A 14,122-nucleotide genomic window follows, 5' to 3' on the forward strand; every position below is an offset into this window, starting at 1 on the left:
CAACGACGTGGCAGATATTGCGCTGACAATTGCAGGATCGGACAGCGGAGGCGGCGCCGGGATTCAGGCCGACCTCAAAGCGATGTCAGCGCTGGGCGTGTATGGGGCCAGCGTGCTGACGGCAGTGACGGCGCAGAACACGCAGGCCGTCACCGCAGTTCACAGTGTTCCCCCCGAGATCATCGCGGCACAGATCGATGCGGTCCTCAGCGATCTGAACGTTGGCGCGATCAAGATCGGGATGCTGGCCACGCCCCAGATCATTCGGACGGTGGCCGGGGGATTGTCGGGCTTTGACGGGCCGGTTGTGCTCGATCCCGTGATGGTCGCCAAATCGGGCGACGCGCTTTTGGCCGCAGAGGCGGTGCAGACCCTGTGCGACGTTCTGCTGCCGCGCGCAACGCTGCTGACCCCTAATCTGCCCGAAGCGGCCTGCCTGCTGGATCAGGATGCGGCGCGGACACCGAACCAGATGATTTCGCAGGGCCGCGCGCTGTGCGAGATGGGCGCCCGGGCCGTGTTGATGAAAGGCGGGCATGGCGACGGTAATATTTGCCATGATCTTCTGATCGACGCATCGGGCGTATTGGCCGAGTTCACAGCGCCCCGCAAAGCCACCCGGAATACCCATGGCACAGGATGCACCTTGTCGTCTGCCATTGCTGCCGGTCTGGCACAGGGGCAGGGTTTGGCAGACGCCACCCATCGCGCCCATGGATATGTTCAGGGCGCGATTGCGCGGGCGGATGAGTTGAATGTCGGCCGGGGGCACGGACCGGTGCACCATTTTCATCAGGTCTGGTCCGCATGACGGTCTGGTCTGTCATAGGGGCAGGCGTCGCCGGTCTGGCGGTCGCCAGCGAGCTGTCGGCCCGTGGCGCGCGGGTGCAGGTTTTTGACCCCGCAGGGCCGCCGGGACCGCATGGATGTTCCTGGTGGGCCGGCGGTATGCTCGCGCCTTGGTGCGAATATGAAAACGCCGAAGAACCGGTTTTGCGCCTCGGCCAGACCTCTATCGACTGGTGGGCCGCGCGGACGCAGGTGCATCACCGGGGAACGCTGGTGGTGGCCAATGCCCGAGACTTGCCGGACCTGCGCCGCTTCGCGCGCCGGACCGAAGGGTTTGAGGATGTCGATCAGACAGAAATCTCCGCATTAGAGCCTGATCTGCACGGGTTCAGCAAGGGATTGCTTTTCGCCGCCGAGGCACATCTGGATCCTCGCACCGCGCTGCGCGATCTCTATCGACACCTGTGGCAGGACGGGGTGGTGTTTCACAAAACGCTGGCGCCTGCGCGTCTTGACAACGCCATTGATTGCCGGGGCCTGCACGCGCGCGAATATCTGCATGATCTGCGCGGCGTAAAGGGTGAGATGCTGGTGATCCGCTGCCCCGATGTGACGCTGACGCGCCCGGTGCGCCTGCTGCACCCACGGATGCCGCTCTATATCGTGCCGCGTGGCGACGGCATCTATATGCTGGGCGCAACGATGATCGAATCTGAGGATAGCGGTCGGATCACAGCGCGCTCGATGCTGGAACTGCTCAGCGCCGCTTATGCCTTGAACCCCGCCTTTGGCGAGGCCGAAGTTCTAGAGATCGGGGTCGATCTGCGCCCCGCCTTTCCCGACAATCTTCCACGCATCCGGCGGCTGGGGCGGACGATTTATGCAAACGGGCTGTATCGCCACGGCTATCTGCTGGCCCCCGCACTGGCGCAGGGGGTGGCCGATCTGGCGCTTGAGAACAAACATTCGGAGATGGTTGATGAAGATCGTGCTTAATGGCGAGCCGCGTGATGTCCACGCGCAAACCCTGTCGGACCTGCTGGCGGAATGCGGATTCTCAGGCCGGGTTGCCACCGCAGTGAACGAGGATTTCGTGCCCTCCAGCCTGCGCATCGCCCGCCAATTGACCGATGGCGACCGGATCGAAGTTGTTGCACCGATGCAAGGGGGCTGAAGATGAACACCTTCTATGGAACCGAACTCTCGAACCCGCTGATGCTGGGTACTGCGCAGTATCCCAGCCCGGCAATCCTTGAACAGGCGTTTCGGGACAGCGGTGCAGGCGTGGCCACTGTCTCTCTGCGCCGCGAAGGGGCCGGAGGGGCAGGCCAGACATTCTGGACCATGATCCGAGAGCTGGGCGTGCATGTCCTGCCCAACACCGCCGGATGCCACACGGTGAAAGAGGCCGTAACCACCGCTCATATGGCGCGGGAGGTGTTTGATACGCGCTGGATCAAGCTGGAGCTGATCGGGCACACTGACAGTTTGCAGCCAGATGTGTTTCAACTGGTCGAGGCGGCGCGCATCCTGACCGACGAAGGGTTTCAGGTGTTTCCCTATACAACCGACGATCTGATCGTGGGTGAACGCCTGCTGGCGGCCGGATGCGAGGTTCTGATGCCCTGGGGTGCGCCGATTGGGTCGGGCCGGGGGCTGAATAATGAATATGCTCTGCGCGCGATGCGGGCGGAATTTCCCGATGTCCCCTTGGTGATCGATGCCGGTATCGGCCTGCCCAGCCACGCGGCCCGCGCGATGGAGCTGGGGTTTGATGCGGTGCTGCTGAACACCGCTGTGGCCCGCGCCGGGGACCCGGCACAGATGGCGCAGGCCATGGCGCTGGCGGTGCAAGCCGGGCGATTGGCGTATCTCGCCGACCCGATTGAGGCGCGCGATATGGCGGAACCTTCAACCCCGGTTATCGGAAAGGCCTTTCTGTCATGACGCTCGACCGGTTTTACCCGATTTTCGACCATTCCGACTGGCTGCACCGGATGCTGCCGCTTGGCATTCGGCTGGTACAGCTGCGGGTCAAGGATCAGTCTGATGTGGTTGTGCGTGACCAGATCGCCCAATCCCGTGACCTCTGCCGCCAATATGGGACGGTTCTGGTGGTGAACGACTATTGGCAGGCCGCCATCGATGCCGGATGCGACTGGGTTCATCTGGGGCAAGAGGATCTGGACGAGGCCGACCTGAAAGCCATCCGAAAAGCGGGTCTAAAGCTAGGTGTTTCCACCCATGACGATGACGAATTGGAGCGGGTCCTCAGCATGGCCCCCGACTATGTCGCGCTGGGTCCGGTTTATCCAACGATCCTGAAAAAGATGAAATGGGAGCAGCAGGGCCTGCCCCGCGTGACCGAATGGAAGGCGCGCGTTGGCGATATCCCTCTGGTCGGGATCGGCGGGATGAGCGTCGAGCGCGCACAGGGCGTTTTGCAGGCCGGGGCAGACATCGTCTCTGTCGTCACCGACATCACCCTGAACGCGGCCCCTGAAACCCGTGTGCGTGAATGGATCGAGGCCACACGATGAGCCGATATGCCCGTCAGATGACCTTGCCCGAGGTCGGGGCAGACGGGCAGAAACGCCTGTCCGGTGCGCGTGTTCTGGTGGTGGGCGCGGGTGGTCTGGCTGCGCCGGTGCTGCCTTTGTTGGCGGGGGCGGGGATCGGTCATCTGACCCTTATGGATCGCGATACGGTGGCCCTGTCGAACCTGCATCGCCAGACCTTGTTTGGGGAAAACGACTGTGGCCGGCCCAAGGCCGAAGTTGCGGCCGAGCGATGCCGTGCGCTGAACAGTGAGATCACGGTTGAGGAAAAAAAACAAGCTCTAACAAGTACGAATGCGCAGCGTTTTGTCTCGCAAGCGGATGTGGTTCTGGATTGCGCGGACAGTTACGCGGCCAGCTATATCTTGTCCGATACCTGTCTTGCGCTGGGAAAACCGCTGATCAGCGCGTCGGTTCTGGGTTTAGCGGGATATGTCGGTGGCTTTTGTGGTGGCGCGCCCTCGCTGCGGGCGGTGTTTCCCGATGCCCCGGATAGCGGGGCAAGCTGCGCCACGGCGGGAGTGCTTGGGCCGGTTGTTGCCATGATCGGGGCGATGCAGGCGCAAATGGCGATCAGCGTGATTCTGGGCCTGACCCCCTCGCCGCTGGGTCAGATGGTTCAGTTTGACGCCTTGGGTTTTCGCAGCACCAGCTTCAGATTCGATGGAGCGCCCGAACCGGCACATCCCTTTAGGTTTGTATCGGCCGCGCAACTTTCTGGCGACGAACTAATCGTCGAGTTGCGCGGTTTGGATGAGGCACCAACCCCGCTTCATCCTTCGGCCCTGCGCAGCGTGCCGGATGATCTGGCCACAAAGGGTGGGCAAACGCTGGCCCTCTGCTGCGCCAGCGGATTGCGTGCGTGGCGCGTGGCGGAGCGTCTTGCCCCGGATTGGCGCGGGGAAATTGTGCTGGTTGCCGCCTCCGCCTCCTGAGCGGTTAACCATTCAGAAACCGAATCTGCGCCACTCTGAGCGCATGACACAGGATGCCTTTGCCGAAGCCCCCATGCTGTTTGATACGGACGAAGCGCCGCCGCAGCCGCTGCCGTCGGGTCGGTTACCCTCCTACATCAAAGACCACCGGCGGCGGCTGCGCGAAAGGTTCATGTCGGGCGGATCGGCTGCGATGCCGGATTATGAATTGCTGGAACTGGTTCTCTTCCGCTCGATCCCCCGTCAGGATGTGAAACCGCTCGCGCGACGGCTGATGGATACGTTTGGCGATTTCAACCGTGTCCTGACCGCGCCTGAAGAGCGGCTGCGTCAGATCAAGGGCGTGGGCGATACAGTGATCACCGATCTGAAAATCCTTGAGGCCTGCGCCCACCGCATGGCCCGCGCGCGGGTGATGCAGCGGCAGGTCATATCAGGTTGGGACGCACTGCTGGATTATTGCCACACCACCATGGCCCATCGTGAGATCGAACAATTCCGGGTGTTTTATCTGGATCGCAAAAACGTGCTGATTGCTGACGAGGAACAGGCCAAGGGCACGGTGGATCACGTCCCCGTCTATCCGCGCGAGGTGGCCAAGCGCGCACTGGAATTGAATGCCTCAGCGTTGATTCTGGTGCATAATCACCCGTCAGGCGATCCCACGCCGTCACAATCCGATATCGACATGACCAATCGCATTCAGGATGCCTGTACCGCGCTGGGCCTGACACTGCATGATCATCTCATTATCGGCAAATCGACCGAGCTGAGTTTTCGGTCCGAAGGCTATCTCTAGCCGCTATTGCACCCAAATCTCGACGCGGCGATTGACCTTGCGTCCCCACTTGGTGTCGTCACAGGCCATAGGCATCGCCTCGCCAAACCCTTCGACACTGATCTCGACATTGTCTGGCACGGTGGTTTCCACTGCACTCAGCACCGCATTGCGCACGGTCTGCGCGCGGCGCAGGGCGATGTTTGCATTGGCCGAGGCTGCGCCGTCCCCATCGCTGAAGCCAACGAAGATTAGCTTGCGGGCATCAAAGGCACCGCTTTCCAACGCTTGGGCAAGCTGCAGGATGTTGGAGCGCGACTGTGCGTCCGGGCGGGAAGAGCCGGCCTCGAACCGAACAGACAGCGACAGGCGCGACAGTGGGCGCAGCGTTTCGAGCATCCGTTGCAATTCGTCCAGGCCGACCTCGACCCCACCGGCGGTGATAGCATTGGCCAGCCGGTCCCCCTGCAGTCCGATCCGGATTGTTTCGGGCGCCTGGTCGACGAACCCGGCCTGCCGGATCACCATCTGCGCTTCGGCACTTTGGGTATAGGCCAGAAACTGGCGGATGATCCGGGGCAGCCGCCTTTGCGGCAGGTACAGGAACATGGGCGAGGTCAGCGGATAATCCTCGGTCTTGATCGACTGGCGCGTGGCCGTCAGCGCATATCCGCAGCCCCCGGCCAGCGGCAGCGCTTGTGCTGTGCCGCGTTCCGCATGACTGGCGATTCCGATACCAAATGGATCCCGGGCGACTGCGGTAACCAGATCGCTGTTGCGGGCAAAGCTCTCTACGGTCGCATCAGCAGGCGTGTCGGCAGGGATCAGCAGCAAATCCTCAGCCGCCTGTGCCAGCCCGCCCCCGGCCTGCGGCAGATACAGCGCAATTGGCGCGTCTGCGCCGCCTAAGTCGGACCAGTTGGTGACCTCGCCCGAGAAAACCCGCGCCAGATCGCTGGGCAGAATCTGCCGGATCGGATTGTCCTGCGACACCACCGGCACGACCGCATCCAGCGCCAGCACGCGCGAACGCCTTGGTCGTGTCAGATCGCCCAGACCCGCCTCTTGCGCGGCTGCGGCTTCGGCCGGGCGGATCTCGCGCAGGGCCAGGGCCATATCCGCCTGATCGCTGATGAAATCGGCAAAACCCTGCGCGGTATTGCCCGCATGAAGGGTCAACCGGCCCAACGGCGCCTGACGGCCCGGCTGATGCAGGGCATAGACAAAGCGGTCCCCGTCAAGATCGCTCCGTTTGACCTCCAGCCCTTCTTGTTGGGCAAAGCCATCGATCAGCGCAGGCAGCAGGGTTTCCGCCATCACCGACGCGCCCGACAGGCTGACTTCCGCCACAAAATCGATCAGGTTGGGGCAGGCCGGACCATCGCAGGTCACGCCGGAGCCATCCACAGTCAGCTCTCCAAACTGGGTGTCGACGCGGTAGAACTCGCCATCGAAGCTCAGCAAATTGCCGGTGACTTCGACCTTGCCATCATGAGAGGTCAGTGTGATGTCCTGCGCCGCAGCGCCTGTAACACCTGCCAAAAGCGACACCACGGCAAATGCCGCGCGAAAAAAATTCATAGGGGACCGTTTGACTGCCTGCGGTTACTTTGCTGCGATTGTCAGGTCTTCGAACAGATTATTCAACACTAGAAAATCATTCCCGGCTCCACAGGCGGGCAGTGCCAGCGTCAGATCACGCGACCGCAGGCGCCTATCCGCGCGCAATTCCAGCGACTGAACGCTTATGTCGTGGCCGCAATTGGCCTCGGTCACTTCGGCTTCGACGGTCAGTGCAATTGATCCGCTTTGCTCTGCGGTCTGCGCCGGAAAGGTATAGATTTCGACGTTCTGAACCGCGTCCGAACCCGCGACGCCCAGATGGACAACGCTGCCGGTGCCCTGTGCCTGCGCGTCGGCCCAGACATGACCGGTGCCGCCATAGCTGGCGCCAAATTCCAGCGCATGCAGCTGCAGGTCGGTGGCGCCGCGCCATTGCAGCGCCACGCGCTCATACTGTGCAAGATCGGGGATATGCGTGGTGGCAACCGTCCCTTCATCGCCATCGAAAGAGATCAGAAAGATCGCATATTCGGTCAGGGCCGGGATCGCCAGATCGACCCGTCCGTTGCGATCCGTCAGCGCGGTAAAGCGCATGCCGCTGTGGTGAATTTCGACATGTTGACCGGCTTTGCAGGGGGCCTTGATACTCAGCCGGGCATTTGCTTGGGGGATGGCCCGAGCGCGGGCGCTCAGGCTGCAATCTGTCTGCTTCGCGGGGAGGGTGCGCTTGGCTGTTTGTGTGCTGTGAGTAGTGGTCGCAGTTGGATTTTGAATATCCGCCGGCGAAGAGGATGTCAGAACAATACCTTCCAGACCGGCAATGACCGAACTTTCGCCCGCCATCGAGGCGTGCTGGATCGGCGCATCATCCGACTGCGCTTTGGAACCGCTCTGCATCAAGTAACCAATCGCAAGGGCACAGGCCACTGTGCCACACGTGGTCACGTAGTTCTTAATAACAAACAAGACACCCTCCCCAGTTGAAGGAGCGAGTCGCACTCTCGTTAACAATCGCGGCCAATATGTGGCCGCGACGCGGTGTCATTGTGTTCAGGGGTGGGTGACGTCAGGTCAACCGGCCGTGGCAGTGTTTGAACTTTTTGCCAGATCCACAGGGGCATTTGTCGTTGCGTGATGGGTTGCCCCAGGTTGAGGGATCATCCTCGACGAAACCGGGGCGCGGGTCGCCCGATGCATCGGCTTCGGCCACTGCTTCGGCCTGCTCGGTGGCGGCCTCAACGGTCTTTTGCGTGGCAGCCTGTTGTGCCGCCATCTGCGCCAGCATCTCTTTCTGCTCTTCTTCGGTTAGCGGGCGTACGCGGGCCAGTTGCTGCGTCACGGTCTCGCGCAGGCTTTCCAGCATGGTCTCGAACAGCTGGAAGCTTTCGGTTTTGTATTCGTTCAGCGGATCGCGCTGGGCATAGCCACGGAAGCTAACCACCGAGCGCAGGTGCTCCAGCGTCAGCAGATGCTCGCGCCACTTGCCGTCAATGGTCTGCAACAGCACCTGTTTTTCGATGTTGCGCATGTTCTCGGGGCCGAAGGCCACGGCCTTTTGCGCCATCATGTCATCCATAGCCTTGACCAGCCGCTCGCGAATGTCTTCGTCATCCACGCCTTCTTCGCCGGCCCAGTCCTGAACCGGAACCTCCATGTTCAGCTTGTCTTTGATCGCCTCATGCAGACCATCTGTATCCCATTGATCCGCATAAGATTTGGGCGGCATATATTCATCGACCAGATCGTCGATTACCTGTTCGCGCATATCCGATGCGATATCCGACAGATCATCTGCCGACATAATCTCGCGCCGCTGGTTAAAGATGACCTTGCGCTGATCGTTCATCACATCGTCGAATTTCAGAACGTTCTTGCGCATGTCAAAGTTGCGGCCCTCGACCTTGGATTGCGCGCGTTCCAGCGATTTGTTCACCCAGGGGTGGATAATCGCTTCGCCTTCTTTCATGCCCAATGTGGTCAGAACCTTGTCCAGGCGTTCCGAGCCGAAGATGCGCATCAGGTCATCTTCGAGACTCAGGTAAAATACGGTCCGGCCCGGGTCCCCCTGACGGCCAGAACGACCGCGCAGCTGGTTGTCGATGCGGCGGCTTTCGTGACGTTCCGAGGCCATCACATAGAGACCGCCCGCCTCAAGCACCTTTTGCTTTTCTTCCGCGTGTTTGGCTTCTTCAGCAGCTCGCAGGTCGGCGGGATCTGCGTCGGGATGTTCGGCCAGCGCCTGCAGCACCTTCATCTCGACATTGCCGCCCAACTGAATGTCGGTGCCGCGACCGGCCATGTTGGTGGCGATGGTCACCGCGCCCAGACGGCCCGCATCGGCAACAATCTGCGCCTCTTGTTCATGCTGGCGGGCGTTCAGAACGTTGTGCTCGATGCCTTCTTTGGTCAGCAACTGGCTCAGCAATTCCGATTTTTCAATGGAGGTTGTGCCCAGCAGAACCGGCTGACCCTTCTCAGCGGCTTCCTTCGCCTGCTGGATCATCGCGTTGTATTTCTCGGGCGCGGTGCGATAGACTTGATCGTCCTTATCTTCGCGCGCAATGGGGCGGTTGGTTGGGACCTCAACCACACCGAGGCCGTAAATTTCCATGAATTCTTCGGCTTCGGTCAGCGCGGTACCGGTCATGCCGCCCAGCTTGTCATAGAGGCGGAAGTAGTTCTGGAACGTCACGCTGGCCAAAGTGACGTTTTCCGGCTGGATCGGCGCGCCTTCTTTGGCCTCGATGGCCTGGTGCAGACCCTCGGACAGGCGGCGACCCGGCATCATGCGACCGGTGAATTCGTCGATCAGAACCACGTTGCCGTCGCGGACGATGTAATCCTTGTCGCGGGTGAACAGTTTATGCGCGCGCAGGCCCTGATTGACATGGTGTACAACCGTGGTGCTTTCGGGATCATACAGCGAATGGCCTTCGGGGATCAGACCCGCGGCCAGCAGCTGCTCTTCCAGGAACTCGTTGCCTTCATCGGTGAAGGTCACGTTGCGCGACTTTTCATCCAGGGTAAAGTGATCGTCCTGCAGCGACGGAATCAGCGCATCGATTGCTGTATACAGGTCCGAACGGTCTTGCGACGGACCCGAGATGATCAGCGGCGTTCTTGCTTCGTCGATCAGGATCGAATCCACTTCGTCCACAATCGCGAAGTTATGGTACTTTTGATAGACCTCGTTCAGATCGGCCTTCATGTTGTCGCGCAGATAATCAAAGCCCAGCTCGTTATTGGTGGCATAGGTGATATCGCAGGCATAGGCGGCCTTTTTCTCGGCATCCGGCTGGCCTGACCAGATCACACCGGTGGTCATACCCAGCGCGCCAAACACCTTGCCCATCCATTCCGCATCGCGCTTGGCCAAATATTCGTTCACCGTGACCACATGCACGCCTTTGCCGGTCAGTGCGTTCAGGTAGGCCGGGAAGGTCGCGACAAGGGTTTTACCCTCGCCGGTTTTCATCTCGGAAATATTGCCCTGATGCAGGAAGGCACCGCCCATCAGCTGCACGTCAAAGGCGCGCAGGCCCAGCGCGCGTTTGGCCCCTTCGCGGACATTGGCAAAGGCTTCGGGCAGCAGATCGTCCAGGTTCTCGCCATCCAGCGCGCGTTTGCGCAGCTCTTCGGTCTTCTCAACCAGACCGTCATCCGACAGTTTTTCGAACTCGGGCTCCAGCGCGTTGATCTTTTCGATCAGCGGGCGGGTCGCCTTGATCTTGCGGTCGTTCGGTGTTCCGAACACCTTTTTGGCGAGCGTTCCGAGTCCCAGCATGTTCACTCCAGCGGATCTGTTCTTATCGTGGTTGCGACAGGCTTGCCCACCTTGCGCGCAACCCATAGATACGGGGGGAGAAAGGCGGCCCTGTCCAAGGCTTCAAGGCGATGTAAGCGGCAGGTACCAGAGTGTCAACGCCGTGCCCCGTCGCGGCAAGAAAATAGGATGATTCAATGCCCAAAGGCCTCACTTTTTTGCCATCGCTGGCAATTGCTGCCCTGATGGCGCTGCCGTTGGCTGCCGAAACCAAGCCCGATGCGGACACCGTGGTGGCGCGCGTTAACGGCGATGAGATAACATTGGGTCACGTCATTGCCACCGCCGCAAACCTGCCGCCACAGTACCAGCAGCTGGAAGATGATGTCCTCTATGACTTCATTCTCGAACAGCTGGTTCAGCAGCAATTGCTGGGGCAGCAGCAGGATGGCCTGTCTACGCTGAACCAGCTGACATTAGAAAACGAAACCCGGTCGTTGCAGGCGGTGCAGACCGTCAGCACCCTGACCGAGGCTGAGGTGACAGATGAAGCCATCCAAACCGCCTATGATGCCGAATATGCCGAGTTCGAAGGCGAGGATGAGTTCAACGCCAGCCACATTCTGGTCGAAACTGAAGAAGAGGCCAATGACCTGAAAACCCAGCTGGATGACGGCGCCGATTTTGCCGAGCTTGCGAAAGAGAAATCCACCGGCCCATCCGGCCCCAATGGCGGTGCGCTGGGTTGGTTCGGCAAAGGGCAGATGGTGCCCGAGTTCGAAAACGCCGTTCTTGCGCTGGAAAAAGAGCAAGTCTCTGATCCGGTTCAGACCCAGTTTGGCTGGCATGTGGTCAAGCTGAATGACAAGCGCAAATCCGAGGCCCCTGAACTGGCCGCCGTGCGCGATCAACTTGCCCAGACAATCAGGCAAGAGGCGATTCAGGCCCGGATTGAAGAACTGACCGAGCAGGCTCAGATCGAACGCCCTGCGCTAGAGGGCTCTGGACCTGAAATCATCCGTCAGCTGGACCTGATTCAGGAGTAAGCCCCGTGGCCACGATCACCAAGGTTTCGCCGCTTGCCCCGGCGGGTTTTCCGCAATTGCCCGCCATCGATGGCGTCCGTTTCGCCACGGTTGAGGCGTGCGTGCGTTATCAGGGCCGCACCGATGTGATGCTGGCCGTGCTGGATCCCGGCACGTCCGTGGCTGGGGTTTTCACCCGCTCGGCCACCCGCGCCGCGCCGGTGCTGGATTGTCAGGACAAGATCGGCGGCCCCAATGACGGCCCTGCGGCGATCCTGGTGAATTCGGGCAACGCCAATGCTTTCACCGGCCACTATGGCCAAACCTCGGTGGCCGAGGTGACGCAGGCCGTCGCCAAAGCCACCGGCGTGGCCGAGGAGCGGGTCTTTACGTCGTCAACCGGCGTGATCGGTGAGCCTCTGGCGCATGACCGCATCGTGGCCAGGCTGGAAGACCTGAAATCTACTCTCAGCCGCCACGCCATCGAAGACGCCGCGCGCGCCATCATGACCACGGATACCTTCCCCAAAGGGGCTTCGGCGCAGGTCGAGATTGACGGGAAAACAGTCTCTATTGCAGGGATTGCAAAGGGGTCTGGCATGATCGCGCCTGATATGGCGACGATGTTGGTCTACATCTTCACCGACGCGCAGGTCGACCAATCCGCGCTGCAAGCCATGCTGGGCGCGCAGACAGACCGGACCTTCAATTGCATCACCGTGGACAGTGACACCTCGACCTCGGACAGCCTGCTGCTCTGCGCAACCGGCGCATCAGGCGTTGATGCCACCGGCAATGCCGCCTTTGGCGAGGCGTTGGAAGCCGTGATGCGTGACCTTGCCCATCAGGTGGTCCGCGATGGCGAAGGGGCCACAAAGTTCGTCGAAATCCGAGTGACCGGAGCAGCCACGGACGCCGACGCCAAGACCCATGGACTTGCCATCGCCAACTCACCTCTGGTCAAAACCGCCATCGCGGGCGAAGATCCGAATTGGGGCCGTATTGTCATGGCGATTGGTAAATCCGGCGCTGCGGCCGACCGCGACCGCCTGAGCATCTCTTTCGGTGACATCCTCGTGGCCGAAAAAGGCTGGGTTAGTCCCGATTATCGCGAAGAAGACGCCGCCGTTTATATGAAAGGCCAGAACCTCGTGATCGCTGTCGATCTGGGGCTGGGCGAGGGCGCATCCACCGTCTGGACCTGCGATCTGACCCACGGCTATATCGAGATCAACGCGGATTATCGTTCATGAAAACAGTTCTGGTATCTGCCGTCGCCCTGATCGACATCGAGGGCCGCGTCCTGCTGGCCCAACGCCCCAAGGGCAAATCCATGGCGGGCCTTTGGGAATTCCCCGGCGGTAAAATTGAACCCGGAGAAACCCCCGAAGCCGCCCTAGTCCGCGAATTGCAGGAGGAGCTGGGTATCAACACCTGGACCTCCTGCCTCGCGCCTTTGACCTTCGCCAGCCACAGCTACGACGATTTCCACCTGCTCATGCCGCTCTTTGCCTGCCGCAAATGGGACGGCATCCCGCAGTCGAAAGAAGGTCAGGCCCTGAAATGGGTGCGCGCGAATGACCTGCGGAACTACCCAATGCCCGCGGCGGATGTACCGCTGATCCCGATTTTGCGGGATTGGCTGTAGCGCGAAACACAAAAGTCATTCGAGTTGATAAGTCTAGAAGTCGTGTATGCGGACAAAACTGCCGTAAGACTTCAACGCCTATAGCAGACCGAGACCATGTGTCGCCGAGGTTAGAACTCTGGTCTTTTTGCCACCGATGAATCTCTCAGACTTGTGCGAATCTTTAGGTCCGAATAGCTTGACGTTCGGACCAGAAAGGAGGGGTGTCACTCCGTCTTCGCCTTAGTTATGCGTGTTCCGGTTAGCCGCATGTTGGGAGATTTTAGACGAGCCTCTGGGCCGGTCCAAGCGTAGGCCAACAAGCATGGATCGAGATCTCCAGTCGTAATTCTGTGCTCATCACCTGATCGGTTGAGTATCAGAGATCCCGGCGCAAACACGGCTGTATGGTTTTCTGACCACGCACCAGCAACAGAAATATAGCTTTCTTCGATATCTTGATGACTGTGCTGAGGATAGGTTGTGCTCGGCGCAAACAAAACAAATCCTAATATCAGGTTTTCACATTGAACAGGCCCCTTAGGTCCGAGGAATTCGCAATAGGCGTATTTCTGGCTGAGGGCTTTTGGAATGCGCTCGTAGCCATACTCCCAAGTAAGCTCATCCCGGACCTCACGAAGGGCTCTGGCCATACCCTGCATGGCCGCTCTCTCTCCTAAATCCAGCGCACGAGGCAGATGTGCCGTTACTGGTTTTGCTTCACTGGTCCTCTGAAGGATTTCCGGGTTGCGCGCCATCGTAGCTGATAGTCGATCGCGTACAGCTTTGCGATGCGCCCGAATGGCACTGCTGCCTCCTGCGGAACCATGTCGATATAACGTATCGAACTCCCTCAGAAGGTAGAGCCAGTTCGGTCTATCCTTAAGGCGCGGAACTGTCGGAATTGTCATCTAAAACCCTTGCCTAGTCGCTGTGATCTACACGTCGCAGTAACGCTAAAAACCTGTGCCGCCAAGCACCCTGCTCCCGTTGGTCGAGAATGATTGATGTTTGGTTCAAACTTGTATGACCCGATCCGCCGGTTAAGCCGAAAGCTGATATCTGTGTGCAGCTCGGTATCGGG

The 14,122-nt window shown here is 60.2% G+C and carries 14 protein-coding genes; 10 read left to right on the forward strand and 4 right to left on the reverse strand.

What is annotated here, in order from left to right; genetic code table 11:
- Positions 1–7 precede the first annotated feature (7 nt).
- Genes thiD through radC form a run of 7 tightly spaced genes read left to right on the forward strand, consistent with a single transcriptional unit; the run spans position 8 to position 5,081 of the window.
- Positions 8–811: a bifunctional hydroxymethylpyrimidine kinase/phosphomethylpyrimidine kinase gene (gene thiD, locus ACR0I7_RS08535; protein WP_480509997.1), complete on the forward strand. Its 804-nt coding sequence runs from the start codon at positions 8–10 to the stop codon at positions 809–811.
- Positions 808–1,785 (forward strand): FAD-dependent oxidoreductase, encoded by a 978-nt coding sequence (locus ACR0I7_RS08540; protein WP_480509999.1) that lies wholly within the window; start codon positions 808–810, stop codon positions 1,783–1,785. Before thiD ends, ACR0I7_RS08540 begins: the two co-directional genes overlap by 4 nt.
- Entirely contained in the window at positions 1,769–1,963 is a 195-nt protein-coding gene (thiS, locus tag ACR0I7_RS08545; protein WP_480510001.1) for a sulfur carrier protein ThiS, read from the forward strand. The genes ACR0I7_RS08540 and thiS overlap by 17 nt, the downstream gene beginning before the upstream one ends.
- A gap of 2 nt (positions 1,964–1,965) precedes the next feature.
- Positions 1,966–2,736 (forward strand): thiazole synthase, encoded by a 771-nt coding sequence (locus ACR0I7_RS08550; RefSeq protein WP_480510003.1) that lies wholly within the window; start codon positions 1,966–1,968, stop codon positions 2,734–2,736.
- A complete protein-coding gene (locus tag ACR0I7_RS08555; RefSeq protein WP_480510004.1) occupies positions 2,733–3,329 on the forward strand; it encodes a thiamine phosphate synthase in 597 nt (198 codons plus the stop codon). The genes ACR0I7_RS08550 and ACR0I7_RS08555 overlap by 4 nt, the downstream gene beginning before the upstream one ends.
- Positions 3,326–4,282 (forward strand): HesA/MoeB/ThiF family protein, encoded by a 957-nt coding sequence (locus ACR0I7_RS08560; RefSeq protein ID WP_480510006.1) that lies wholly within the window; start codon positions 3,326–3,328, stop codon positions 4,280–4,282. Before ACR0I7_RS08555 ends, ACR0I7_RS08560 begins: the two co-directional genes overlap by 4 nt.
- Before the next feature lie 43 nt (positions 4,283–4,325).
- On the forward strand, positions 4,326–5,081 hold the full coding sequence (gene radC / locus ACR0I7_RS08565) for a RadC family protein (protein ID WP_480510008.1): 756 nt from the start codon (positions 4,326–4,328) through the stop codon (positions 5,079–5,081).
- Positions 5,082–5,084: 3 nt separating this feature from the next.
- On the opposite strand, the gene ACR0I7_RS08570 is transcribed toward radC, so the two are convergent.
- The 3 genes from ACR0I7_RS08570 to secA form a co-directional block, all read right to left on the reverse strand.
- Positions 5,085–6,641 carry a substrate-binding domain-containing protein gene (locus ACR0I7_RS08570; protein WP_480510010.1) on the reverse strand — a complete coding sequence of 519 codons (1,557 nt, stop codon included), beginning with the start codon at positions 6,639–6,641 and terminating at the stop codon, positions 5,085–5,087.
- 24 nt (positions 6,642–6,665) lie between these two features.
- Positions 6,666–7,589: a hypothetical protein gene (locus ACR0I7_RS08575; protein ID WP_480510012.1), complete on the reverse strand. Its 924-nt coding sequence runs from the start codon at positions 7,587–7,589 to the stop codon at positions 6,666–6,668.
- Between the two features lie 100 nt (positions 7,590–7,689).
- Positions 7,690–10,407, reverse strand: a complete 2,718-nt coding sequence (gene secA / locus ACR0I7_RS08580) for a preprotein translocase subunit SecA (RefSeq protein WP_480510014.1) — start codon at positions 10,405–10,407, stop codon at positions 7,690–7,692.
- Positions 10,408–10,583: 176 nt separating this feature from the next.
- On the opposite strand from secA, the gene ACR0I7_RS08585 reads away from it, so the two are divergent.
- The 3 genes from ACR0I7_RS08585 to mutT are packed head-to-tail and all read left to right on the forward strand — an operon-like array spanning position 10,584 to position 13,059.
- The gene (locus ACR0I7_RS08585; protein ID WP_480510016.1) at positions 10,584–11,432 is read left to right on the forward strand and encodes a peptidylprolyl isomerase; all 849 of its coding nucleotides are present in this window, start codon (positions 10,584–10,586) and stop codon (positions 11,430–11,432) included.
- A gap of 5 nt (positions 11,433–11,437) precedes the next feature.
- The gene (gene argJ, locus ACR0I7_RS08590; protein WP_480510018.1) at positions 11,438–12,664 is read left to right on the forward strand and encodes a bifunctional glutamate N-acetyltransferase/amino-acid acetyltransferase ArgJ; all 1,227 of its coding nucleotides are present in this window, start codon (positions 11,438–11,440) and stop codon (positions 12,662–12,664) included.
- Entirely contained in the window at positions 12,661–13,059 is a 399-nt protein-coding gene (mutT, locus tag ACR0I7_RS08595; RefSeq protein ID WP_480510020.1) for an 8-oxo-dGTP diphosphatase MutT, read from the forward strand. Before argJ ends, mutT begins: the two co-directional genes overlap by 4 nt.
- 206 nt (positions 13,060–13,265) lie before the next feature.
- Here mutT and ACR0I7_RS08600 read toward each other — a convergent pair whose 3' ends face one another.
- A complete protein-coding gene (locus ACR0I7_RS08600) occupies positions 13,266–13,949 on the reverse strand; it encodes a dimethylsulfonioproprionate lyase family protein (protein WP_480510022.1) in 684 nt (227 codons plus the stop codon).
- Positions 13,950–14,122: the final 173 nt, after the last annotated feature.

It is taken from the genome of Ruegeria sp. AM1, assembly GCF_056540745.1.